Source organism: Peribacillus sp. FSL K6-5616 (assembly GCF_038008245.1).
GTDB lineage: Bacteria > Bacillota > Bacilli > Bacillales > DSM-1321 > Peribacillus > Peribacillus frigoritolerans.
In genome coordinates this window covers 5,458,218-5,485,000 of record NZ_JBBOYT010000001.1, presented here as the reverse complement: position 1 = coordinate 5,485,000, position 26,783 = coordinate 5,458,218, and the positions used below count along the sequence as shown (strand labels likewise).

Below are 26,783 nucleotides of genomic sequence, written 5' to 3'. Positions count from 1 at the left end.
TCTACGCATTTCACCGCTACACTTGGAATTCCACTTTCCTCTTCTGCACTCAAGTTCCCCAGTTTCCAATGACCCTCCACGGTTGAGCCGTGGGCTTTCACATCAGACTTAAGGAACCACCTGCGCGCGCTTTACGCCCAATAATTCCGGACAACGCTTGCCACCTACGTATTACCGCGGCTGCTGGCACGTAGTTAGCCGTGGCTTTCTGGTTAGGTACCGTCAAGGTACCAGCAGTTACTCTGGTACTTGTTCTTCCCTAACAACAGAACTTTACGACCCGAAGGCCTTCTTCGTTCACGCGGCGTTGCTCCGTCAGACTTTCGTCCATTGCGGAAGATTCCCTACTGCTGCCTCCCGTAGGAGTCTGGGCCGTGTCTCAGTCCCAGTGTGGCCGATCACCCTCTCAGGTCGGCTACGCATCGTCGCCTTGGTGAGCCATTACCTCACCAACTAGCTAATGCGCCGCGGGCCCATCTATAAGTGACAGCGTAAACCGTCTTTCCATCTTCTCTCATGCGAGAGAAGAACGTATCCGGTATTAGCTCCGGTTTCCCGAAGTTATCCCAGTCTTATAGGCAGGTTGCCCACGTGTTACTCACCCGTCCGCCGCTAATCTCAGGGAGCAAGCTCCCATCGATTCGCTCGACTTGCATGTATTAGGCACGCCGCCAGCGTTCGTCCTGAGCCAGGATCAAACTCTCCGAAGAAATGTTTGACTTGCTCATTCGCTTTTTTGATAGTGTGTGCTCACTTAAAATTTAACGTTGGCGCTTTGTTTTGTTCAGTTTTCAAAGAGCAATATTTTCCATCGCTTCGTTTAGCGACTTTATTAGTATAACACCCTCCAAACACAAAGTCAACAACAAGTTATCATTTACTTGTTTGTCCTGTTTGCCTCAAGCGGTGTATTTAATATATTAGCACTTGCATTTAGATAAGTCAATTTAATCTTTTAAAATTAACTTCATTTTTTTCACTGAACCACTTTCTTTCTATAGAAGCCGGTCCATGCCAATGAATCATCCAAACTAAACAGGAGGGCAGCTGATTATAGCCGCCCTCCCGTTATTTATTAATCATTATTTATTGATGGAGATTACGTCCGCTTCTTCCCTATCTACATTTCCGGCCTTTTCAATCTTGACGCTTTCACCTTCGGAAAGGTTAGTAAAGACGATTGGCGTAATGATAGAGCTAGCATTGTTTTTGACATACTCTATATCAACTTTAAGCAATGGCTGCCCGCTTGTCACTTTATCTCCTTGAGCGACAAGTGCTTCGAAACCTTTGCCTTCCAACTTAACTGTATCTATCCCGACATGAATCAAGATTTCACGTCCAGCTTCGGAAACGATACCTATTGCATGTTTAGTCGGGAATAAATTAACGATCGTACCGTCCACAGGAGAAACAACCAACCCTTCCTCAGGTACAATTGCAAATCCATCTCCCATCATTTTTTCAGCAAAAACGGCATCAGGCACTTCCGTGATCGGTTTTAATTCCCCTTTAATAGGAGAAACAAAGCGCTCGGAAACTTCATCCGTCCGTAAAGGTTTCGGGACGACATCCTCGATTTGCTTTTCCACACCTACTTCAGGAGACGCTTCTACTTTACGAGGCCTTTTTCCATCAATGATATCTTTCATTTGCCCCTTGATCGTTTCTGAACGAGGTCCGAAGATAGCCTGGATGTTATTGCCCACTTCCAGAACTCCAGCGGCACCAAGTTTCTTCAGCCTATTTTTATCAACGTTACCGATGTCATTGACCGATACACGAAGACGGGTAATGCAGGCATCCAAGTGAGAGATGTTTTCTTTTCCGCCCATGGCATCCAAGATATCCCCTGGCAGACTTCCAGCAGAACTAGCAGATCCTTCCGTTTCCTCATCCTCTTCCACTTCACGACCAGGAGTTTTAAGGTTAAACTTCCTTATCGCAAATCGGAATCCGAAGTAATAGATAACCGCAAGGACTAAACCAACCGGAATAACAATCCATGCATTGGTTTGCGGATTGATTAAACCAAACAGTACGTAATCGATCAAACCACCCGAGAACGTCATCCCGATTTTCACGTCCAGTAAATGCATGGTCATGAATGATAGACCGGCAAACAGACAGTGAATCCCGAAAAGTACCGGTGCAACAAATAAGAATGCAAATTCAAGTGGCTCAGTAATCCCAGTCAAGAATGATGTAAGTGCTGCAGAAGCCATCAATCCCCCGACTATTTTCTTTCTTTCCGGTCTTGCTTCATGATAAATGGCCAAAGCTGCAGCTGGTAACCCGAACATCATGAATGGATATTTACCAGTCATGAAGGTACCGGCCGTTAAATTCTGTACGCCATCTTTAATTTGTGCCATGAAGATGGCCTGGTCTCCTCTGACTGGCGTTCCCCCTCCTTGAGGGATATAGCTGCCAAATTCGAACCAGAATGGAGAATAGAAGATATGATGCAATCCAAAAGGAATCAGCGCACGTTCTACAACCCCAAACACGAAAGCTCCAAGTGTCAGGTTAGCACCCAACATATTTTCGGAAAATGAATTTAACCCCGATTGAATCGTCGGCCAAATCAAAATCATCAGCAACCCAAGAATAACTGCGCTTGCAGCTGTTACAATGGGTACAAAACGTTTACCTGCAAAGAATCCTAAATAAGATGGCAGTTCAATTTCATAAAACTTATTATACATAACAGCAGCCATGACACCGACGATAATACCGCCGAACACACCTGTTCCCAACGTCGGGATTCCCAGAACATTGGTATACACCGCACTATTTTTCGCAATGTCGGCAGCGTCAATGCCAAGAACAGTTCCCATCGTTACATTCATAATCAAGAAACCGATAATCGCGGCAAGGCCGGCAACACCATCTCCACCAGCTAACCCAATTGCGACCCCCACAGCAAACAACAAGGGAAGATTCCCAAAAATAATATTTCCGGCATTCTCCATTACCGATGCGACCATTTCCACTCCGCCACTCGCAAGAAACGGGGCGATATCCAACAAAGTTTCGTTTTGCAATGCATTACCAAACGCAAGCAAAATTCCGGCCGCTGGTAAAATGGCTACAGGAAGCATCAAAGCTTTACCGATTTTTTGCAAAACACCAAACAACTTCTTAAACATAGGTTTTCCTCCTCTTTACTGTTTTTCCATGCTAATAAAACGGTTACATTTACGATGGTATTCATCTTCCCACGCATCAGAATTCAAATACAAAAAAGGCATAAGCAAAGATAGGATTGAAATGAAAATTCAGGTATATAATACCCTCTTTCATAACAATCATTCTCCTCACTTATGCCTGATCGAATCAGTAACACGTAAGTTAATGTATGTTTATTTAATTTTCTTTTGTAATCGTTGGATATGCATCGTTAGATAGACAGCTTCCGCATCACAAACCGGCTTGCCTAATTTCTGCTGCATAATTTTTATTAGCTTCCAAGAGATATTGTAACACAAAGGATATTCTTCTTTCAATAGCATTGCTATTTTTTCAGGTTCCTCTACTTTTTCCCCAGCAAGCACCCTGTCTATCATGAATCTTAAATGACGGACCAAACGTGAATAGTCTATGCTATCCTTATTAATTTTCACATTGAGCTGTTCTTCAACAACTTGGATAAGGTGATAGATTAACTGCGAATGCTGATTGACTTCCGATAAGTCTTTATTTGATATTGCGCTATGAATATGAAGCGTAATAAAACCGATTTCCCCTTGGGGCAGGCCTATGCCTGTCTTATCTTGAATTAATTCTACTACATCGACAGCAATATCATGTTCAAAAGGATAAAGGGTTATCGTTTCTTTCAAGAATGGGTTTTTGATAGTCATTCCTTGTGAAACACGCTGAAGGGCGAACAATAAATGATCTGTTAAACCGACATGTATATGTTCATTTAGCTTTCCGGTTACCCGGTCATTAATGAGATGAATGGATTCTATAATGGCTGCTTGAAGATTTTGATCGATTTGCGGCAAGAGTTTTTTGTAACTTTCCTGTTCCTTAACATTTTTCAGGACAAACGTTTTCTCCGCTAGTTCCGGACTCAACTCTTCGCCTTTCTTTCGGTTGAAGCCTAAGCCCTTTCCAATAGTAACGACTTCTCCATACGACGGATGCGTGGCAATCACCACATTATTGTTCAAAACCTTTTCAACGATAAAACCATTCATTTTTCTCCCTCTTTTTTTCTCAAAGTCATCCCTATGCCCCATACAGGATAAAGTACTTAGTACTTAGTACTTTTACTATACACGATATGAGCTTTCTCTTACAACATGAAAGAAGAGCCCCGAAATCAGGACTCCCCTTACTTACTTGCATTATTACTTCAAGAAAATGAAATATAGCAGGAAGACGACTCCAAGACCCCACATGATCGGATGAACCTCTTTTGCTCTTCCTTTCATCGACATAGTGATTGGATAGAAGATGAATCCGCAAGCGATACCTGTCGCAATTGAATATGTCATAGGCATCATGATGACCGTAAAGAAGGCCGGAACCGCAATTTCGAACTTTTGCCAGTCAATATTTTTAAGTGATGATGCCATTAATACTCCGACTATAACCAATGCCGGCGCAGTCACAGCAGATGTCACCACTGATAGAAGCGGGAAGAAGAAAAGGGATAGGACAAACAGCAACCCTGTCACTACAGCCGCAAATCCGCTTCGAGCACCAGCAGCAACACCTGATGTGGACTCTACATAAGATGTCGTGGTGGATGTACCAAGAATTGCACCTGAAACGATGGATAATGAATCTGCAAGCAATCCTTTACCCACTCTAGGAAGAACATTATCCTTCATCAATCCAGCTTGTTGCGCGACAGCCACCAGCGTACCGGCTGTATCAAAGAATGCTACGAACAAGAAGGTCAGTATCACGATTAACATTTGACCAGTGAAGAGATCACCGGGATTTCCAAAGGCATCGAACGCAACCCCGAATGTAGGCGCTATGCTAGGAACGGCACCGATTATTTTGTCCGGCACTGGAACTTGTCCAAAGATCATTCCTGCAATGGCTGTAATGACCATTCCTATGAACACGCCGCTTTTGACGCCTCTCGTCATCAAAATGACGGTTACGACAATTCCAAACACAGCCAATAAAGTATTTCCTGATGTCAAATCGCCCAGTCCGACAAGAACGCTGTCATCATTCGTGATGATACCAGCATTCTGAAACCCTACAAAAGTAATGAATAAACCGATACCGGCTCCAACTGCGTATTTCAATTCGACTGGAATTGCATTAATGATTTTTTCACGTATTCCCGATAGGGAAAGTAAAACGAAGATAATACCTGAAATCAATACTCCTGTTAAAGCCGTCTGCCAAGGAATTCCAAAGCCAAGCACAACTGTAAAAGCGAAGAAAGCATTCAATCCCATACCCGGCGCGAGCGAGATTGGATATCTGGCTATGAGTCCCATTAATATCGAGCCGATTGCGGCTGACAATGCGGTTGCGGCAAAAACCGCTCCGTAGTCCATTCTTAATTCATCCGGATAGTCCTCGATGCTTTGTAAAGTCAGCATTACAGGGTTTACAACCAGGATATATGCCATTGAAAGGAAAGTAGTTAGTCCACCAAGTATTTCACGGCGATAATTAGTTCCCAGCTCGTTAAACCGAAAATAATTTTTCATTATGAGTCTCCCCCATCATAAAATCGTGCCAACAGAAAATGCCCCATTCGCTTACGAACGGGGCTTGACTGCGGTCATGTAAAGAAGTGGCGGTTAATTTATACACGCCAATCCTTCCACATCGTAGTCAAGCCGTTCACGGCAGCTTGGTAGAAACTTTTGGGCCATATCCCCAATATTATACGACAATTATGTTTTTTTATTATTATAGGTATAGTGTATCAGTCACCAAAATAATCGTCAATATACCAAACGAATATTTTTTATGTAATTTTAGGCAACGTTCGCGTTTCGCTATATATTCCTTAATTATTCAGGCAATATCTTCGCCAACATACGTAAAATGTAAGGAATCTACATATTCAAATACTATTTTAACAAAAAAATCAGTGAAGGTTAATCCCTTCACTGATTGGATGGTTTTAATCTACTATTCCCACTCGATCGTTGCAGGCGGCTTAGACGTAATGTCATAAACGACGCGGTTTACATGGTTTACTTCATTAACGATTCTCGTTGAGATGATTTCAAGTACATCCCATGGGATTCTTGCCCAATCGGATGTCATTCCGTCAATGGACGTAACCGCACGGATTCCAATTGTATAGTCATACGTACGTGCATCGCCCATTACCCCTACGCTACGAATGTTAGGAAGCACCGTAAAGTACTGCCAAATTTCGCGTTCCAAACCATTTTTTCTAATTTCTTCACGTAAAATATGGTCAGACTCGCGAACGATTTCAAGTTTTTCATCTGAAATTTCGCCTAATACACGAATACCTAAACCTGGACCAGGGAATGGTTGACGCCAAACGATTTCGTCCGGAATGCCCATTTCACTTCCAAGTGCACGCACTTCATCCTTGAATAGAGTGTTCAAAGGCTCAATCAATTTAAATTGCATATCTTCCGGCAGACCGCCAACATTGTGATGCGATTTAATGGTTTGTGCAGTGGCCGTACCACTTTCAATAATGTCTGTGTAAAGTGTACCCTGTGCAAGGAAATCAATTCCTTCGAGCTTCGTTGCTTCGTCATCGAATACGTAGATGAACTCGTTACCGATGATTTTCCGTTTTTGTTCCGGATCTGAAACGCCAGCAAGCTTCGATAGGAAACGTTCTTTTGCATCGACCTTGATTACGTTCATATTGAAACCTTCCCTGAATGTTTCCATTACACCTTCGGCTTCCCCTTTACGAAGTAATCCATGATCAACGAAAATACATGTCAGCTGATCGCCAATCGCTTTATGGATCAATACAGCAACAACGGATGAATCCACCCCGCCGCTCAAAGCGCATAACACTTTTTTATCTCCGACCGTTTGGCGGATTTTCTCCATCTCGATTTCAATGAAGTTCTCCATTGACCAGTCACCTTTACAGCCACAAACGCCGAATACGAAATTTTTCAAAATGTCATTACCGTATACGGAATGACGGACTTCTGGATGGAATTGCACGGCATACAATTTACGTGACTCGTCACTCATAGCCGAAATTGGGCAAGACGGGTTCGTCCCGTCAATTTGGAAACCTTCAGGCGTTTCCACCACTAAATCACCATGGCTCATCCAGACGATTTGTTCTTTTGGCAGGTCACTGAATAACTTGGACTCATTTTGGATGGCAAGTGTCGCTTTTCCGTATTCACGGTTCTTCGCTGGCTCCACCTTACCGCCAAAATGTTTGGTCATAAGCTGCATGCCATAACAAATACCGAAAATCGGAAGACCCATTTCGAATATGCGTTCATCACAACCAAATGCATTTGCATCATAAACACTGTTCGGGCCCCCTGAGAAGATGATTCCCGTCGGGTTCATTTTCTCAATTTCTTCTGCAGTAATTGTATGAGGATGAAGCTCACTGTACACACCAAATTCACGGATACGACGAGTGATCAATTGATTATATTGGCTTCCGAAATCAAGTACTACGATCATTTCCTGGTTTTTTTGCAATTCTGTTTTCCCCGGCACAAACGTCACCTCTATCAATGTAATTCACTCATAAAATCGAGTGATAATTCTTATAAAAAATATTATCATAAAAAAAGAAAAACTAAAAACCCACCCTCAAAAATACAGAAAAAGTACAGACGAAGGCAGATTTTCAGCTTTCCTGTTAAAATCCGCCTTCATAGTCAAATCATTTACGGTGATTCGGTAGAAACTTTCGATCCATATTATCGAGGATATATGAAGGATATATTAGTTTAAGTTAGTTTTTGTTATTGTATCAATATAATAAAAACCTGGTCAAGAGCTAGTTTTTCTCATTAAGCTTTCCCAACCCTTTTGAAAGTGTTTCCATTCCCCATCTTCCGCGTCTCCGCGATATATCATTAACTCGTATCCAGCCGTCAATTCACTCATCTCATCTGTAGCGTACACTGCATCCACATAGGCGGCGTACTCCCTTAAGGTTTGCCCATCCGGCCGGACTAAACCAGCCCGTTTTAATTGTTTCAATAATATTAAATAAGCTGTCAAGAAATGAGCACCGGTTTTCTTTCTATAACGAAGAATCTGCAGATGAGGAATCCACTTCCTTCTGAGGAAATAACCGATAGAAGCGAAAATCAATGCACCTGATAATGTGATTGCCGTCCATTTTAAGAACCCTTTCATGTTCACAAAACCCGTTTTCTCGGAGGATTGAGTTTCCCTATCTGGTGTATCCTGGCGTTCCCTGGTCTCTTTCTTTGTTTGCTCTTCATTAGTCGGGGTTTCTTCAGGGTTCTTGATTGCTTCCTGTTTCAATTCCGAATCGTAAAATTCAACTTCCCCATTGAAACCCTTAGTCGGCTCGAAGGGAATCCAGCCTATCCCTGAAAAATAAACCTCGACCCAGGAATGTGCATTATTATTGGTCACTTTATAAACGGATTCGCCATCAAGGATGGATTTTTCCCCTTCGGTATAGCCCTTTACCCACCTTGCAGGTATATTGGCGGCCCTTAGTAAAACGACCATGGCAGTTGAAAAATTATCGCAATACCCTATCTGTGTCTCGAATAAAAATTGATCGACATAATCTTGATTGCTCTCTGGATACGGAATATCGTCCTTGGAATAAATGAATTCAGCTCCGTCAAAATAATCCTCAATGGCTTTTGCTTTATCGTACCAATTCGTTTCATTCCTTGTAAGCCGGGAGGCCAATTCAAATATCCGGTTTGGCAATCCCTCTGGAAGCTGAGTGTTTTTTTCCATTAATAAATCCATGGAATCGTCGGGTTCCGTCACCTTCCTTAACTCGGCTATATCAAAACTTGGCATATCATAAACCAGTTCATACTCTTTCATGGAAAGACGTTCGCCATTACCCTGTTCGGAAATAAATTTGTCCATCTCCTGATAATATTTGAAATCCTGCCCGTTTTTGCCCTCGATCTTTTTTACATACCCGGACTGCGGATGAAGGATATGTGAATATGATTCCGTCATGGATACTTTTGCCGTCATTTCTTCAGTCCTCACCAATTCAGGAACGTCGTAAATATCTAAAGTTGCCATATCCTGCCCGTTGGAAAAAGTGTGAAATTCCGTTTCCGGTTTGGAAACCCACCCTTTACCCGTATAAACATTCTTGTTCTCGACTTTCCAGTAATGTCCTGCAGGAGCATTATTATAAAAAACGATGGAACTATCCGGCTCTATCGAACCGCCAAGATCCGAATCGTCTTCATCATATCCGACACTTTTACGCTTCGAATCACCGTCTTCTTTCACAGCTTTATCAGAATAGGAAGTAATATAAGGCACCGGGTCCGGCCACTGCGGAGAGAGCTTTGGGGCAGCAAAACCGACAAGGACACTTACCAATATCATGCCGGTCAGCATCAAGATCCACTTATTGATGGAAGCCATCGGAAACTTAATCCTCTCCTGTATCGTTAGCCGCAGCAGGGAAAGCAAGCCGAGCATCAAAAACCCGATGATGATGATTCTTATCATTGCACTATCCCCCGCATAAGGAGTGAATGTGTCGAGTACAGATATAAAAATCACCGTTAACATAAAAAAGAAAAAGATGCTTTGCCTCACCATCACCCAGTAATGGATCAAATATGTCACAAGCCAAAGAAGGACAAAAAATAGAAACGTTCGAAATGGATTTGTGATCAACTCCCAATTCCCATCATATATAAAACCAAGATTGCCCTTAAAATCCGCTAGAAATCCTTTCAGCCATGACAATTGATATAAAGCCTCTTTTGAATGGAGGAACTGTAATGAAATCATTATATAAGCACTAATGAGAATAAATCGGATCGACCAATGTATGCGGAAATAATGCAGTAGCAGGGAGTAGAGCAAAAATAAGATAAAAATGATGATATTACCTGTATCGGTAAGTCTATCGACAGGCCTTAACCATTCAGTAATCAACAACAAACCAAATACATACATGAGGACGTGCATGAACCTTTCCAATTTTTCGGTAGTGACATTCATTTCACCATCACCTCCGATCTGTCAAACTTTAGATGACCATGTTCAAAAAAGCTAATCTTTATCCCCCTCGAGACAGCTGTAGACATTGAAAACCTTTCCTCATCAGTAAGATCTGCCTGTTTCTTCACGCATAACATCAATCCCTGATTAGGCCGGAAAGCACTCAATAAGTCCACCTTTTCTAAGGTTAAGTCTGAAACGATGAATATCACAGCAGCGTTTGCCGGAAGAATTCCCTTCCGGACATTTTCGTTCAATGCGTTTACAACACCCGGCTCTTCTTTAGCAAGCCGGTAAAAAATCTTTCGTTTCTGTTTGTTGCCTGCTGCTGCCGGTATGATTAACCTCGACCCCATACTCACATACCCAATTTCCATGCCTTTCTTTAACATGGCATGGGCAATGGAAGCTGCCATTTCAATGGATTCTTCGAATAAATCAGAAGGCTTTTCTTCAAGCATGATGAATACATCCCGGTTTTTCTGCACCTCGAATTCCTTCGTCATGATTTCACTCGTCCTGGCAGTCGCCTTCCAGTTAATCCAAGACAATTGATCGCCTGGCTGATATTCCCTTACACCGGAGACCACTGAATGTTCCCGTTGTGTTTTCTTTGTTGAAACCACTGCCCCCTGATTGAACACTCGATCAAGATCACTGTAGGCAAGCTCGTGATAACGAGGAAAAACGGTTATTTTCAAAGGTGAACTATATATCGCTTCCTTTTCGACCAGCCCGAAAAAGTCCCCAATCCAAAAGCGGATCGATTGAAACGAATGCTCTCCCCGCTGCAAGTTTTCCAAGGTATATGACATGCTGAAGGTACGCTTGAATCCCGGAAAGATAATTATTTTCCTTTGCAGTCCCCTATCTTCCATCTCCTGAGGAAATTCCTCCTCTACCACCATAAATAATAGGGGCAGCCGGTTTTCACGCGTAAACGTCAATGCTATCTCAACAGATTCACCAGCCTGGCATTCCCTTTTATTGACCTTTCTCTCAACGGTAAAATCATGCAGCGGATAAAACAGCAGGATCAAAGCGTACACAGAAAACGGCAAAAATGAATAAAAAATGAACCAACTGACAAAACCGCCTTGAAACATTGCATAGCAAAAGGAAACAGTCATGAGTAATACAAGTCCGATCACACTCATATTTCCCCTTAGAATGTTGATGAATCTTCGCATTAGGTCACAGCCCGCTTCACAGGCACTTTTGTTGTCGCTACAATTTCATGTATCACCATTCCAGCATCGAAGCCCTCATAATTCGCTTCAGGCTTCAAAATAAGCCGATGGGAAAATATGAATGGCACTAAATATTGAACATCGTCAGGCAGAACATAGTCCCTGCCCTGGATCAGCGCGTAAGCCTGGGCTGCCTTCATCAATGCTATCGATCCACGAGGGCTCACCCCTAAGTAGACCCCTTCATGTGAACGTGTTTGATTCGCCAATTCAACAATGTACCGTTTTATTGTGTCATCCACTATCACCGCTTTTACCTCAGCCTGTAATTCTATCAATTCATCCAAGGTGATGACGGATTCCAATTCCTCTAGCGGTGCCGTGTATTGAGCCCTATGTAGAACCTCTATCTCTTCTTCCACACCTGGATAGCCCATTTTCATTTTTAATAGGAATCTATCCAATTGAGCCTCCGGCAGCGGATATGTTCCCTCGTACTCGATTGGATTTTGTGTCGCCATTACGAAAAAGGGCTTCTCCAATCCTCTTGTGACACCATCAATCGTCACACTTGCCTCTTCCATCGCTTCAAGCAATGCAGACTGGGTTTTCGGCGAGGTCCGGTTTATTTCATCAGCTAAAATAATATGGCCCATTATCGGACCTGGCCTAAAGATGAATTCTTGTTCCTTAGGATTGAAGATCGAAACGCCAGTAACATCCGAAGGAAGTAAATCAGGCGTGAATTGAATTCGCTTGAAGCTTGCACCTATTGATTTTGCCAATGCCCTTACCATGACTGTCTTTCCCACACCCGGAACATCCTCCAATAAGACATGTCCGCCGGAAAGGAGTGCCACGATGCTTAGTTCTGCTATATCCCGTTTTCCAATAATCACCTTTTCGATATTCCCCAAAACCATTTCCAGTTTTTGATTGACCTGCTTATAAATCATTCTCTACCTCCCGGGATTCACATTATCACTATTATTTCATGTCTTCTCTATATCACATATTTTACATTAAGACCCAATTGAACCTTACATTGTAAGTTTACTAGATTATCGGAAAACCATAAACGAATTTGTTCTAAAATATTAAAGCGGCTTACTGAAAAAGGCAGGGTTAACTGTTTGCTTAGTGAATATGAACCAATGATGACGTCCATTTGTTTATTGAAAAAGGTCCTATCACGCCATGACCAAGGATTGGGGAAGCTGTTGAACTCGCAGACTGTTCATCCTGACTTGTTCAAATAACTGATAGGATACGCCAATAAATCGGCGCATCGCAGTTTGTAGACAAAAGGGTTTCGGAATTAAAAAATTCCGAAACCCTTTTGAAATTCCAATTTTGGCAGTTAAGAGAATTGGCCGGGAAAAGCGCGTTTAGGGAGACCCCGCAGGCGCAAGCCGAGGGCGGACCGCCCGCGGAAAGCGAGTGCCTGGAGCGGAGATCAACGTCCAAATTGTACAAGCCATAAATAAACGGCAGGCAAACTCCAATAAATCGTCCACCTTTTCATTATTTCCCGCTCCTGTCATCAGGGCAATGAAGCCACGGCCTTCCGATCTGTATATTCTTAAGTAAACTTCTATTCTGTCTTGTTTATGCTAAAATGAATGCAATCCACTCCTAAGATATAAGAGGTACTGATCATGTATAAAAAATTCTTCATTTTGATCTTCGCAGCCGCCCTTCTTTTAGGGCTTATTAAAACCGTTATGGATATGTAGTTAAAACAGCCCGATTCCTGAGGGGAATCGGGCTGTTTTCATTTTCGTTTAACCTCTCCATTCAGCTTCCCCATTTTCGGGATAAGGATAAAAAACAAACAAACGACCAAAAGTGCCAAAACGATGCCTAGCAATATCGTCAGGTCAAAATTAAGCGAAGGCTCTGTTTCTTCTTCGTTTCTCGTTTGAATGCGGACCTCCGAGAATAATCCAAGCTGTTCTGATTTTGAAGCGATGGTATTATTTTGATTCTCCATTACAGGAGACTGAAACAGTGAGTCCTTCACCGAGTCAATGGCATCATATTTCCCTCTTTCAAAAGTGAGGTCTCTTTGTTCTTCAGGCAGTTTCCGCTTCTGTTCCAACAATCCTTCTTCATGGAAATACTCCGTTTGAATATCAATATCGTTTTCTTGATATTCATTGGGCTCCACCATCGGTTCCTCTTCCGCCCCGCCATGAGGTGCATGGCTAAAAAACAGGATGAGCAAGACAGGCATTACGTATTTATTCCACTTCATGGGCCATTGCTCTTCTTTCTGCAAGACGCTTCACTATATATGGAATGACCGTTGCGATAAGCGTCAGTACAATCAAGATGATACTAGCCGGAATGAATGCCGACTGATTACCGAATTGAATGGACATGTATACGTCCGCAACAGGGTGGTCTACATTGAAATTAGGCATGATTAAATCCAATAATGGAATGGTAAAGAAACTGATCAAACCAATCACCAGGATAGCACCGACAAACGGCCCAATCGAGAAGGCAAGTCGGGTAAACGCTGAACAGAAGAATAAAAGCAGGACGGTGAAGACGGTCCATTTAATCTCCTGCATATCTCCCAGTGGATAGATCTTCAAGCCATACATGCTGATGATTAAACCTACGATCAGATTCAATAAGGTAAACAAGGCCGCATGGACCATCATTGGAATGGTTTCATAATGATGCAGGAAGAAACCGATCAATATCCCAGAAATGAGTATGATCACCAACATGACGATCGGCGGGATATTAACCTTTTCCTGATGAAGGACCTCCCCGCTGATTTGTACGGGATTCGCTAAATATTCGTACACATACCCGTTCTCCTGATCATCGACTAGAGTGTTGTTCAAGACGCTATATACGTCCGTCTTGATTTTTTCGGTTGAGTCTACATTTTGGGACCAATTATCATTAAGCTGATCGGCCCTTTCCTGCACGGATCCCACTTTCGCTTGCAGGTCTGCTGTATCCTTCGTGACCGTTTCCTGTCTTTGCGCTACAGAATTGACAAGCTCGGAAATGAAGCCGACAGTTGTTGCCGTATTGTCTTGAAGTGATACAAACATTTCTCCATCAAGGTTAACTGGCGGTTCTGCCTCCATCTCAGGAACTTCCATATCATCCGACAAATTGGCAGATACTTCTTGAGCCTTGCCGGAAATTGCAGCCAATTCAGCTAAAGTGGCTTTTTGCCCCGTTTCAACGTTAGCATCATATTCTTTCATATAACCCATAATGGATTCCGAGAACATCCCGAAGTTCTCATTGACTCCTGCTAAACTGGCTTTAACGAGTTTCGCTTCTTCATCTACATTTCCGGAAACCCCATTTTTCAAGTTTTCCAATTCTTTTATATTGGCAGCAAATATCTTATCTACATTTGCTTCGGTGACTCTTTCAGCCAATTCACCATAAGATGAGAGTGAACCGTAATAGGCAAGGAGGGCAGTTGAATCCCGATTCGTGATAGGATTCTCGAAGGCCTTCACAAGCACCGCTCGCCTTTCTCCCCCCACTTTTTCCAGAAGTGACTGTTCGAGAGTCTTGATTTCTGCGATGGCCTCTTCGATTGTCATACTCTGGATGTCCTGTAATTTTTGAATATCTTCCTGTGACTTTTTCCATTGGTCGCCTAAATCCTTATAATTCGTGCCGAGTTCATTATAATCAGCTTGTAATTGCGTAAACTGCGCCAGCAGATCATTATAGGAATCTACCAGTGTATTAAACTCCGTTATCACTTGGTTATAATTCCCCGTTCTGCCGCTTACCGTTCCGCTGAGATTATCGATTTCCGTTTGGAGTTCCGCTGTAAGGATGTTGAGTTGTTCAGCAGCTCCTTCACTTCCTTCTGCCGGCACCAAACTTTCAAGTGCCGTGTTGATCCCATTGATTTGATCCAGCAATACCTGCAGAGACAGTTCATCAACCGGGTCCTTCTTGTCAGGTGCAGCAGCTGATTCACCTTTTCCCGTTTCCGTTTCAATATCCTCTATAGGCGTCGTTCCTTCACCTATATCCTCCCCATCACCAGAGCTGCTTGCAAGATTTCCTCTTTGCATAAGCAAGGTTGACTGAAGGTTATCAAGACCCGCCTCTTCCGATTGTTTCAATTGTTCAATCGAGCTTTGTTGATCTTGGGTGATTTTCGTAATTTGTTCTACTTGTTTGTCTTTCATGCTTGTTGAAAATTGTTCCAATTCATTACTGCTGGAATCAAGTTTCTGCTGCATGATTCCAACATTTTCTCTAATGCCTTGATCATTAAGGCTGTATTTCGTATTCATTCCTTGCTGAATCTCTGGTATAGATTTATTCCCCTCATTCAGCACCTTGTCGTATGACTGCACACTCTCCATGACAAGCTGTTGATTTTGGGCAGAGGCCTTCTCAAAAAGGATACTTTGAGCTTTTTGATATTCCTCAAAAGAAACAACATCTTTCACAAATGAAGCCATTTGAGTCTTCGTGTCCCCTATTTCACCCATTGTTTCAGTACTTGTTTTGCCAGCATCTTTCGTCTCGGCAAAAACTCCTTCAAGCATGTCCTTATGCTGCTTGATTTCGCCTGCAAGACTTTCCGAGCTTGGAGTATAAAACTCATACATCGTGTTTTGAAAAGCGATTTCTTTAGCAAGGACATTATCGAACTTCTTACGGATGTCCTCGACTGATTGGGAAACATAGCTCCAATACTGTGTTGAAATATGCTTATTCATTTTGCTCTTTGTTTTCTCTAATTCCTTTTGTACCTTTTCCATGTTCTCTGCATTCAAACTGGGTTGTACCTTGTACTTTATCCCCGCCTTGACAGGCTGTTCATCATCGAACGTATAAATATTCTCTGAAAAATCGGATGGAAAATATATGACTGCATCGTACTTTTCATTTGCAAGTCCACTTTCCGCCGTACTTCTATTTACCACAAACCACTCATATTCAGAATCCTTGTCCAGTGTAGTAACAAGCTCTGAGCCCATGTAAATGGGGTTATTGTTAAATTCCGTCCCATTATCTTCATTTACTATGGCGATTTCGCGAGAAGCCGTTTCCGTCTTTTTCATTGGATTTTGGCCAATATAAGAAAAAAACAAGATTGGCAGCGCTAAGATCACCAGTATTTTACCGATTAACAGCATCGGTTTTATTTTTTCAGACACTCTCTTGCACTCTCCTTCTTTCTTCACTTAGCGGAATTTGGATTTTACACTCCTGGCCATTCAGCACAAAGTATCCGTAACCCGGCTGTATTTCTTCTTCTTTTCTGGAATAGGAGAGGGTGTACAAGCTTTGGTCCGATTTTTTAAGAAGCAAAACAGCCTGTCTGACTTGTTTCAGTTCGGTTGTCAACGAATCATACCCCTTCGTGAAGTCGTTGGCATTTCCAGCGACAATCAGACTAAACCCGAGATGGCTGTATTGTTTCATCAAACTGCTGATCCTATCCTGAATCCTGCCGTCTATCGTTTGTTGGATCCTTGAAATGCTATCTATGACAAATATGACCGGTGGGAATTCCAGTTGCTTCATCGGTGTCAATTCCAATGCCGCAAGATAACTTCGCTCACGTTCTTCAAATATTCCAGTGATATGATCGAGCCATTCGGTTATCCGCTCTTTTGTTTCCACATAGCTCACCTTCTCCTCAAAAGCATAAGAAGATAGGCCGCGATCCACTCCGTCAAATAATCCAATTTCGCCGACCGCCTGTGTAAGCAACGATTCCAGCAGCACTTTAAGGACATTCGTTTTCCCTTTACGTGACTGTCCTACGACAAGCAGGAATGGATTGGAATTCAACTCCACGAATACAGGTGTAACGCTTTCCTCTGAAAGCCCGATTGGAATGGTATCCTTCTTAATCGTTTGTGAGCAGTAACTCTTGAAGCTGCTGGAATCAAGACGTGCCGGTAACATCCGAATCGCCGGCGGTTTGTCCATTTCCTTATATTTAACCTTATGTTCTGCCACAGCTTGTTTCATTTCTTCCAAAACGGCTATATCATCCGCTCCATCGGCTGGTAAGTAAATCTGGGTGAGATAGGTTTGGTCCTTTTTCACCAACGCCCTGCCAGGAACAGGTTCATTTTCATAAGGGGTTCTCCCCAAAACTGAATATTTTTCCGAACTGTCCATTAAGTAATGGACGACCTTCGTCTTAAGGCTATTCATTAACGGCTGGCGAATCGCATTGATTCTCGTTGCCGTTAAAATCATGAAGATTCCAAGTGATTGTCCATCACGTGCAAACTGAACGAATTGGGCTTCCTGATCCTGCATCTCATCCTTCACTATGTCAAAATTGTCGACCACGATATAAATAATCGGCAATTTATCTTCCACCAATGCATTATAGAGCTTTATGTTACTAAGCTCCTTTTCTGAAAAAAGCTGCTTACGCCTTTCCATTTCCGCCTTCATGAATAACATGAATTTTTCGATTTTCCTTAACTCATCGAACCTAAAGTATTCCCCAGTATGAGGCAGCTGGCGCATTGGCAGTAAAGCGCTATTCCCGAAGTCGAAAATATAATAATGCAGTTCTTCAGGAGTGAATTGATCTGCAAAACTAAAGAGAAGTGTCAAAACGGTGGTTGACTTGCCGTACCCGGAAGAACCAAAAACCCCAATATTCCCATCGTCAATCCAGTTATAGACATAATTGGTCTGGCTTTGTAATTCGGGCTCATCCTTCATTCCCAGGTGGAATTGATTCATCGTCAGGCTTCTCTCAGGGTTTCTTGATAAACGATCTGAAAGAGGCGGCAGCCATGGGCTTGCCAACTTCTTAATCTCCATTTCTTCCTGTATCGCCACAATTCGATCCGCCACGGCTTCAATTTCACTAATCTTTTCTTTCCTCTTATTAGTGACCTGTTCCGATACATTTGAGATTTGAACAAGGCCGAGGTCCGTGACAAGTGCCACTTCATCCTCAGATCCAACCGTATCCTCTAAATATGGGGCACCGCTCCAAGCAGACTGGAACAATTCATAAACCTCGTTATTTCCTACCTGCAAATATCCCCGTCCGGTGACAGTAATATTTGCCGCATCGCTATTTTTAAGAATTTCCTTACTATCACTGGCATCCTGCACTTTCAAGGAAATTTTAAAACGGGCATTGCTCCAAATCTGGTTATCAATTACACCGCCCGGCTTTTGTGTAGCAAGAATTAAATGAACTCCCAAGCTCCGTCCAATTCGCGCCGTACTCACTAATTCGCGGATGAAATCGGGTTCTTCGTTTTTAAGTTCCGCAAACTCATCTGATATCAAAAATAGGTGCGGTAACGGTTCATCCGCTTTGCCTTCTTTGTATAAGTCCGTGTAATCGTTGATATGATTGACTTCGTATCGATCAAACATGCGCTGGCGTTTCTTCAATTCACTATTGATGGATGCTAGTGCCCTGGCACTGAAGTTCTTGCTTCCCTCAATATTCGTAATGACTCCCAGCAGGTGCGGAATCTGCCTAAATGGCTGTGCCATTCCACCGCCTTTATAATCAATTAGCAAAAAGGCAACTTCATGTGGATGATAATGAACGGCTAATGATAGGATGTAGGTTTGCAGTAATTCACTTTTCCCCGATCCTGTCGTTCCGGCAACCAATCCATGGGGGCCATGCGCCTTTTCATGCAAGTTCAATTCAACCCTATCCGTTTTCCCTTTCAATCCAATCGGAACTGCCAAGGATTTGGAAGACAGATTGGTCCGCCAGTTTTGGCTGATGGGCAGATCTTCCACTTCACGAGCTTTCAATAATTCAAGGAATGAAACCGTTTCTGGTATGGAATTGTTCATGCCTTTTTGATGATCTAATGAACGGAGCGTACGTGCATAACGCTCATTTCCTTCTTTTGAATGTGCATCAAGTTTAAAAGGAGTATGAACGGCCTTCGTTTGCTGGATGAGAATCTCACCCTCAAAATCATTAATGTACTTAACAAGCGTATGGACATTTTCCGTCAAACTTTCTTTTGCATCCGCTGCAAAAATCGTCGAGATGCCTAAATCGTCCGTTTTGCCTTCTAAATATTCCAATATGACATGCTCAGCAATTAAATTACGATCCGTGACAATAAAGACAAAGTGGGGAGTGAATCTCACTTTCCCTTTGTTCTCATCCAAATCTCTTTCCCTCAATAGCTGATAAATCGAGGTCAGCAGCTGGTCACGTGATTGCTCATTATATATGAATCCTTTTGCATAGGCATGCGGCAATTGAAAATGAGGGAGCCATTTCATCCATTCCCATTCCTGATAATCCTTTTCCGGAAAGATGGCGACAAATCGAACATCATGATAACTGTGAAAAAAGGCCAGTTGCCCAATCAATTGCTGCAGCTCCCGTTTAACAATCGATTCCTTTCCGACCAGGCCCATCGATCCGTTTGATAAATCGATCGATAACGGAAGATCTTCCAAGTTTTTGTACACATCCACAAGTTCCTGCGACTGCTCAAGTAAATCATCTATATCCCGATTGGACATATCGCTGCTATTTACCGACACCTGATAACTTGAGGGTATGGTCGCCGTTCCGATCTTAAAGTGCAGAGCATCTTCACTTTCCAGAGTTCGTTCCCATATACGATCGCTAATACCATCAGTTAGAAGCTTCATCCTTTCAAAGGAGGGGTAATGATAGAACAGCACATTCTTTTGTTTTTCAGACAGCTCTTGAAGTTCTTCCCTCTTCTGCTCTAGATACCTGGTATATACACGTTGGCGTTTTTCTTCTCTTAATTTTTGCTTCTTTTTGTCTTTAAAGTATTGTACCGTCGAGGTAACCAAAGTCGTCGTGAACATCACAATCGATATGATGATGAAAATGCCCCGCGGCTGAATGACCGTGATGACCCCCATGACGATCAGCATCATTAAGGGCGGCATAAGGATTAACCATAACCCTCTATTATTATCTTCCGCTTCTTGGCTCGGAAAAGATATCGTCACTTTCTCATCCGGCAATTCGTAGATCATCCTTGGTGTCCGGCGATACTGTGGATAGTTTTTTTTCATTTCAGAAATTGGCTTCTTCATTTTAGCTAATGATGTTTCATAACTTTCGGCGCTATGAATCATCAATAAGTCGCCTTCAATCAACCTCAGCACCATATGCGGCCAGCAAACCAGATCACCATTTTGGATGGGAACAGCCTTCGTTACCCTTTCACCATTCAGGAATATCCTGCCATTTCCCTCTGGCATGAGGTGCCACTTCCCTTTATGCAGCACAAGGGAAAAGTCATTGCCGGAAACGGGCCCTTCTTTACGAATGGTCGCTCCCGCCTTGTCCGATAAAGTGATTTCTTTCAAGTTGCCTATATAATAGAGGCTTTCTTCCAATTCCCCTGACGTATAAAAAATCTCGACCGTTTCTTCTCCTTCTTGAAAGGTGAAGCTATGGAATGGCATTACATCGCCAAGCTTCTTGCCCTCTCTAAACACCTCATATTCATCAAGTCCCTCATGTTTTTTCAGCTTGATAGGACCTTGTTCAAAAGGAATGGAATAAACGGTGATCGTATCCTGTTTTGATGGCCCAATCGAAATTGGACCGTTATGATTATCCTTGATCGTAAAGGATTGGTAGGTCCCACTAGAATAAATCCATAATAAACTCATTAAATCTCACCTCCGCAAAAGGCCCATTGCTCACTCTTTGCTTTTCTCTATTTCTTCAGTTGATTTTTTGGAGGAATCCTTACTTTCTTCTTTTCCCCCAGAAGCAGGTTCGTTTTCCGCTTCTTCTTTTACAGCAGGTTTTGCTTCCGCTGCGCCTTTATCCTCTACATTCGAATCTGTTGCAGCAGGGTTCTGACCTTGCTGTTCCTCCATTTGCTTATCCAATTCCTTTTTTTCCTTTTCATATTGGGACAGCTCAGTATCGACTTCTTTAATTTGCGTTTCCTTTTCTTCCCCAGATAGGCTATCGTCCAACTTAATCTGTTCTTTCTGGTTTACCAGCCCATACATAATCAATTCGCGATCCTCCATGATTCTCGCCAAATCGATCGCTTCCTCGCTCATGCCCCTGCCTATATAAATCCAATATAGGAGATACTGACTATCCGTTTGCAACGTGATTGCATTTTCCACATTTTTCCTGGCTACTCCCTCCAATGGTTCATAAGAGACGTAGGACTTCGCCAGTTCATATTGAACGACATACGGCATCTTTTTCGGATCGTAGTTTTCCAAACGGTCAATGACTTCACTGTATTTTTGTTTTAAGAAGCTTTCACCGCTTTCTACATATGCTTCCTGCTTAGGGTGTGAGAAGAATAGTGTGTAAATCGTAAACAATAGAAGTGGCAAGAGAACGATCACCGTACCCCAAAGTGTATAACGGCCCGTTTTCCATTTCTTTTCAGGGATATGTACAAATGCCTTTTCTTCCTTCTCTAAAGCTTCTATCCGGTTTTGAATGACCGTGGAAAGTTCATCCCAAGTCCCCGATGACAATATACTTTGTGATTCGTTCGATAGTTTCAGTGTTTTATGGTAAAGCAGATACTCTTCGAATGTATGCTGCCCATCCACAAGCGCCGAAATCGTTGCCTTCGTTTCTTTAAATAACTCATCTCGATTATGCTCATAAGGAGGCAAACTGTCTTTTACGCCATAATGCAGGAAATATGGGGTCAAGCTTGAATCAAAAACGATATTTTCCGGACAGACGACTAGTTGCAGGCGATTCAATTCATGATTCCTTATTTTCTTCAGGATTTGATAAGACGATAACCATTTACTCAATGGATTTTTATCTTTAGCTTTGGAAAAAACCAAAAAAGAGGCTGGTGGATTTACTCTGATCTTCACCTCGTCCTCTGTCACTTCTATATGTTTCTGGAGAGCATCATCCGCTTCATGAATAAGCTGTAATTCCAGTGGGTCCTGCATCGATAGTTTTGCCCGTTGGAAAACGAACGAATGCCCCTTATCATCCTTCATCATTGCAGCTTCTGTTTTTTTCTCCAGATATGGTTTCTCATCCATTTTATGTAACTCCTTTACCCCTGCTAAAGGGCTTTAGACTTTTTTCCTATAAAGAGTCCACACCTATCCATTAGAGGATCTCAAGGCGGTCCCCCGTCGTAATTCCGCTATCAAGCAGGGTTTCATAACCTGCACATACGAACTCTTTATTCTGAACCCGCACCCAATAGCCTTCTTTAGGTGCACTGGCAATATCCTTTACCTGCCATATTATCTCCACAACCTTCTTGATGGAGCGGTAATTCGACACTTGCAAATCAAATACTTCCCCTGTATACCTGTTTAAATCGATCGTTAGTTGAATATATATGGAAACCACCTCTTTTAAAGCAAAAAAGCACCACGATCTTCAAAAAGAGTCGCGGCGCTTTTTCCTAGAAATTCTTTTTCTCATTTACCTAATGATCATCCGCGAATTTGACTAGCAATCTGATTATCTGTGTCTTCAAGGATTTGAGCTGATTTATTCAATTGTTGAGAAACTTCATTCAACAAGCGAGCCATATCCATGAATGAAGGCTTTAATTCTTCGTACTGACCTACGAAAGCCTCACTGGAGGAACCTTCCCAAATACCAGTTAAATGATCTCTCATTCTATCTAAACGACCAATCATATCCGTTACTTGTTGGCTCTCATTATCATATTGTCTAGCTACATCTTTCAGTTCTGAAGGTGTTACGCGAATTTGTGACATAGAAAAAATCCTCCTTTTATCTTATATAGTACATTTTAATAGAACCATACATTTTCTGCCATATAAATAAGCGCAAAGTCGAAAAATGGTAAATTATAATTATGCAAAAAAACCTAAATATGGCATTATGGAAGTCTATCTACCTGTTTTCCCAAACCTTTAAACCCATTTTTTAATTAATTTTTAATATTTTACTTTTTTATGGTAAAAAAAGTACCTTATACCCAATATTTCTGAACCGTTATCCATTAATATGGTTTTCACCATAATAATAGTGACTTTCGACTTTCTTTTCTACGAAATTAATCAAACGTTTGATTAAACTCTGAAAAGCAATTTTTATTTATTGATCGAATATAAATCATTTACAAAAGGACATCAGAATGAATGGAAGACCATTTGTACCATGCTATTTTCAACTTTATTCTGACAGGAATCCTTGTCATATAGCGAGAATCGATATATCCAACAGAAACAGGCCAGCTCTTGCCAATGATTCAATTACGTAGCTTAGTCATATAACCCGTTCCAAAAAATGTTTCAAAAACCGCTCACTTTCCACATTCGTACAGACACGGATTCTAGGTTCGCCATCCTTTTGACCGATTGTCCTGCCTGCTTCTTCACCCTCGGTCACCACCTTGACGTTCATCCATTCTGTCCTGACAAAACTTGAATCAATCGCAACCCCGACTGCAAGCGGATCATGAAGGGCGCAACCACCCAAACCTGGATGGGAGTTTTCATATGCTTTCATATAATAATCGGTCATTTCGGCTAAAAATTCGGCGCTTTCCTTACCAGTGGCACGCCAATCATCAAGCTTCGATTTCAGTAGGTATGTTTGCAGGGTCACATCAAGCCCCACTAGGGTGATCGGCAGTCCTGAAGTCAATACCTGATGGGCCGCTTCTGGATCTGATATTATGTTCGCTTCAGCATAAGGGGTTACATTTCCTGGTACGTTTACGGCACCGCCCATAATTACGACCTCTTTTACAAGCGACATGATCATCGGCGCTTTATTGATCGCCAATGCGATGTTAGTCAGTGGCCCAACTGCAATGACCGTAATTTCATGCGGTCGGCTTTGCACTTGATCGATAATGAAATCTGCTGCATTTCCTTTTGATGCTTTGATGGTTGGTTCAAACCGAAGGGTATTTCCTAACCCGTCTTCCCCATGAACATGCTTGGGATACCGCTTCTTCCTTCCGCGTACCAAAGTTTGGTCAGCACCTTCATATACCGGTATGCGCCTATTTAATTTCTCCAAGACGGCAAGTGTATTACGGGTCGAATCAACAACGGGCACGTTACCAAAGCAAGTGGTGAATCCGAGCACTTCCAATTCAGGGGAATTTAGAGCATATGCCATCGCCATGGCATCATCTATCCCCGTATCTACATCAAATATGATTGGTTTCAATTTTTCCACACCTTCCAAAATCACTTTTTGCTTTAACAACTCATTGCTTCTCTTATCTCTTCCTTATGTATAAAGAAACACTGTTTTCCAACTGAATTTTAACATTCAACGATAGCCCAGTTCCACAGAAAGTTAGGAATACTCATAATTCACAAACAAATGACAAGTACAGGCGGTACTTGTATCTACCTGTAAAAATAGTTGACCGCCCATAAATATCAATGATATAAAAAGTGAAAAGAAGAAGTTGTACCACGAATTAGTTATGAATACATGCGTTACGAATTTATGATATCCAAGGTGGAAAAAGGATGAAAATGTTTAAGTTGATTGAAGATGTTCCATCTGCGTATAAAAAAGGAACAAAATTCTTTTTAATATCGCATTCTGAATTCATTGGCGTGAAAAGTTATGTATTACTGGCAGAAGATTTGAAAGGAAAGATCGAAGTAACGGAAGAGGAATTGAGGAATAAATTCGTTTCCATCCATTGATTCCCAGCGGCCCATATAAACTTAAAAAAGAGGAATTCCATTACTGGAATTCCCTCTTCTTTCTTATTTTAAGTCTTCAATCGAATCAATATCGACGTAATCCGGTACGACCAGACCATTCTTTGTTCCTTTTAAGTTTGGTCCAAGGTCAACCATTTCAGCTTTGTACTTATTATAGTATTCAAGATGTGTTCCCGGGAGCCATGCGGCCACCATGGCGTCCGCACTTCCGTTTGCAACGCCGGCAAACATTGGTCCCACTTCAACTTGACTTAATGTTACATCATAACCATTCTGCTCCAGAACCTTGCCAATCACATTTGTGCTGGCAATTTCAGTGTCCCAGGCAACATAAACCAGTTTGATTTTTTCACCATTTCCTGTTTGTGCACCTTGGGTCCATTTGGATACTTTGTCCTGATTTTCCTTTATCCATTTTTCTGCTGCTTCTGAAGGAGACATCCCTTCAGAAACTTGGACCATTACATTTTCCATATCTTTAGTATCCCAGAAGAATTGATCAAGGATTTTATAAGCGCCAGGGGCATCCTGTTCAAGTCCTTTTCTGGCAATCGAATTAATATTTTCAGCCCCGCCAAAGGATTCATTCGGGTCTTCAAGATATTTCAAGTCATATTTCGAGAACATCCAATGCGGTGACCATCCTGTAACGACGATTGGTTCTTTTTTATCGATTGCTTTTTTCAATTCAGCAACCATTGCCGCCGAAGACCCTTCAACCAACTTCCAATCATCCAGTTTATAATCATCTATAGCCGTTTTAGTCAACTTCATCAATCCTGCTCCAGGTTCAATACCGATGATTTCATAATCGGCTTTGGCAGCAAAACTATTTTTATCCCCGGTCACAGCCGTATCTTTTGTAAAAGTACCGAATAGCGCAGTACCCACAACTAGTAAGGCCAATATTGTAAAAATGATTTTCCTGCTTACGACATGCTCGTAAGCTGGTTTACGAAGGTTTTGCGTGATACGATCGAGTATGATTGCAATGATTACGATGGATAATCCTGCTTCAAATCCTTGCCCAACATTAATTTGGCTGACAGCCCGGTAGACATCCGCCCCAAGTCCGGGTGCTCCAACCAATGAAGCTGTAACTACCATGGATAGTGCCAGCATGATGCTTTGGTTAACTCCTGCCATAATCGTAGGAGTGGCCAACGGTATTTGTACCTTGAATAACTTTTGGCTGCTGGTTGAACCAAAAGCATCCGATGCTTCGATCAAATCATTAGGCACTTCCTGAATCCCAAGATTGGTCATTCGGATTGTCGGTGCAATCGCGAAAATGAAGGACGCGATGATTCCAGGCACTACCCCTATTCCAAAGAATAAAATGGAAGGAATCAAATAAACGAATGCAGGCATCGTTTGCATGAAATCCAAGATCGGGGTAACGATCTTACGTACCGTGTTATTTTGGGCACACCATATTCCGATCGGTATCCCGATCACTATCGTTAAGACTCCTGACAATATAACGATTGCCAGTGTTTGGATGCTTGATTCCCAATAACCAAGATTATCGATCAATAGTAAGCTAATTAATGTAAATAATCCTAATGGCCATCTGCTTGTATAGGTGACCAGAAGGGTCAGGACGATGATTAAAATGATCGAAGGTCCTGCACTCATTACATCGACCAGGATATCCAGTAGTCCCTCGATCACATTCGTAATAAGTGTAAATAATCCAGCAAATACAATAGTTATCCAATCCACTAAAGAATCGACCCAAGCTCCTAGTGGGATTTTCGGCATATTCATTGA

The 26,783-nt window shown here is 42.2% G+C and carries 16 protein-coding genes, 1 rRNA gene and 2 riboswitches (1 of these 19 only partly in view); of the genes, 1 reads left to right on the top strand and 16 read right to left on the bottom strand.

The genetic code is table 11. The features are described from left to right. The 15 genes from MHB45_RS26655 to MHB45_RS26585 all read right to left on the bottom strand — a co-directional run. Nucleotides 1-710, bottom strand: a 16S ribosomal RNA gene (locus tag MHB45_RS26655); it reaches 841 nt to the left of the window's first position. A gap of 372 nt (nucleotides 711-1,082) precedes the next feature. Next, on the bottom strand, nucleotides 1,083-3,152 hold the full coding sequence (ptsG, locus tag MHB45_RS26650; RefSeq protein WP_048689553.1) for a glucose-specific PTS transporter subunit IIBC: 2,070 nt from the start codon (nucleotides 3,150-3,152) through the stop codon (nucleotides 1,083-1,085). Between the two features lie 213 nt (nucleotides 3,153-3,365). Further along, the gene (glcT, locus tag MHB45_RS26645) at nucleotides 3,366-4,208 is read right to left on the bottom strand and encodes a glucose PTS transporter transcription antiterminator GlcT (RefSeq protein WP_034306152.1); all 843 of its coding nucleotides are present in this window, start codon (nucleotides 4,206-4,208) and stop codon (nucleotides 3,366-3,368) included. A 153-nt stretch (nucleotides 4,209-4,361) separates the two neighbouring features. Continuing rightward, nucleotides 4,362-5,693 carry an NCS2 family permease gene (locus MHB45_RS26640; RefSeq protein ID WP_034306155.1) on the bottom strand — a complete coding sequence of 444 codons (1,332 nt, stop codon included), beginning with the start codon at nucleotides 5,691-5,693 and terminating at the stop codon, nucleotides 4,362-4,364. A gap of 104 nt (nucleotides 5,694-5,797) precedes the next feature. Then, nucleotides 5,798-5,899: riboswitch (purine riboswitch) on the bottom strand. Between the two features lie 224 nt (nucleotides 5,900-6,123). Continuing rightward, nucleotides 6,124-7,680, bottom strand: a complete 1,557-nt coding sequence (guaA, locus tag MHB45_RS26635) for a glutamine-hydrolyzing GMP synthase (protein ID WP_048689550.1) — start codon at nucleotides 7,678-7,680, stop codon at nucleotides 6,124-6,126. A gap of 141 nt (nucleotides 7,681-7,821) precedes the next feature. Further along, nucleotides 7,822-7,923, bottom strand: a riboswitch (purine riboswitch). A gap of 36 nt (nucleotides 7,924-7,959) precedes the next feature. Then, nucleotides 7,960-10,161, bottom strand: a complete 2,202-nt coding sequence (locus tag MHB45_RS26630) for a DUF4129 domain-containing transglutaminase family protein (RefSeq protein WP_072273876.1) — start codon at nucleotides 10,159-10,161, stop codon at nucleotides 7,960-7,962. Then, nucleotides 10,158-11,312 carry a DUF58 domain-containing protein gene (locus MHB45_RS26625; protein WP_072273877.1) on the bottom strand — a complete coding sequence of 385 codons (1,155 nt, stop codon included), beginning with the start codon at nucleotides 11,310-11,312 and terminating at the stop codon, nucleotides 10,158-10,160. Before MHB45_RS26625 ends, MHB45_RS26630 begins: the two co-directional genes overlap by 4 nt. Before the next feature lie 38 nt (nucleotides 11,313-11,350). Then, nucleotides 11,351-12,307 carry an AAA family ATPase gene (locus tag MHB45_RS26620; protein ID WP_048689542.1) on the bottom strand — a complete coding sequence of 319 codons (957 nt, stop codon included), beginning with the start codon at nucleotides 12,305-12,307 and terminating at the stop codon, nucleotides 11,351-11,353. Nucleotides 12,308-13,125: 818 nt separating this feature from the next. Continuing rightward, nucleotides 13,126-13,608, bottom strand: coding sequence for a type VII secretion protein EssA (gene essA, locus MHB45_RS26615; protein ID WP_081088798.1), 483 nt, complete (start codon nucleotides 13,606-13,608; stop codon nucleotides 13,126-13,128). Beyond that, nucleotides 13,595-16,522 (bottom strand): type VII secretion protein EsaA, encoded by a 2,928-nt coding sequence (esaA, locus tag MHB45_RS26610; RefSeq protein ID WP_161922021.1) that lies wholly within the window; start codon nucleotides 16,520-16,522, stop codon nucleotides 13,595-13,597. Before esaA ends, essA begins: the two co-directional genes overlap by 14 nt. Continuing rightward, entirely contained in the window at nucleotides 16,515-20,996 is a 4,482-nt protein-coding gene (gene essC / locus MHB45_RS26605) for a type VII secretion protein EssC (RefSeq protein ID WP_048689533.1), read from the bottom strand. Before essC ends, esaA begins: the two co-directional genes overlap by 8 nt. A 30-nt stretch (nucleotides 20,997-21,026) precedes the next feature. Continuing rightward, a complete protein-coding gene (gene essB / locus MHB45_RS26600) occupies nucleotides 21,027-22,370 on the bottom strand; it encodes a type VII secretion protein EssB (protein ID WP_053087473.1) in 1,344 nt (447 codons plus the stop codon). 70 nt (nucleotides 22,371-22,440) lie between these two features. Next, nucleotides 22,441-22,680, bottom strand: a complete 240-nt coding sequence (locus tag MHB45_RS26595) for an EsaB/YukD family protein (protein ID WP_048689559.1) — start codon at nucleotides 22,678-22,680, stop codon at nucleotides 22,441-22,443. Nucleotides 22,681-22,775: 95 nt separating this feature from the next. Continuing rightward, on the bottom strand, nucleotides 22,776-23,066 hold the full coding sequence (locus MHB45_RS26590; protein WP_034306171.1) for a WXG100 family type VII secretion target: 291 nt from the start codon (nucleotides 23,064-23,066) through the stop codon (nucleotides 22,776-22,778). Between the two features lie 514 nt (nucleotides 23,067-23,580). After that, the gene (locus tag MHB45_RS26585; RefSeq protein ID WP_048689556.1) at nucleotides 23,581-24,495 is read right to left on the bottom strand and encodes a nucleoside hydrolase; all 915 of its coding nucleotides are present in this window, start codon (nucleotides 24,493-24,495) and stop codon (nucleotides 23,581-23,583) included. Nucleotides 24,496-24,806: 311 nt separating this feature from the next. On the opposite strand from MHB45_RS26585, the gene MHB45_RS26580 reads away from it, so the two are divergent. After that, a complete protein-coding gene (locus MHB45_RS26580) occupies nucleotides 24,807-24,989 on the top strand; it encodes a hypothetical protein (protein ID WP_048689530.1) in 183 nt (60 codons plus the stop codon). A 63-nt stretch (nucleotides 24,990-25,052) separates the two neighbouring features. On the opposite strand, the gene MHB45_RS26575 is transcribed toward MHB45_RS26580, so the two are convergent. Further along, nucleotides 25,053-26,780 (bottom strand): glycine betaine ABC transporter substrate-binding protein, encoded by a 1,728-nt coding sequence (locus tag MHB45_RS26575; RefSeq protein ID WP_048689527.1) that lies wholly within the window; start codon nucleotides 26,778-26,780, stop codon nucleotides 25,053-25,055. Between the last annotated feature and the right edge of the window lie 3 nt (nucleotides 26,781-26,783).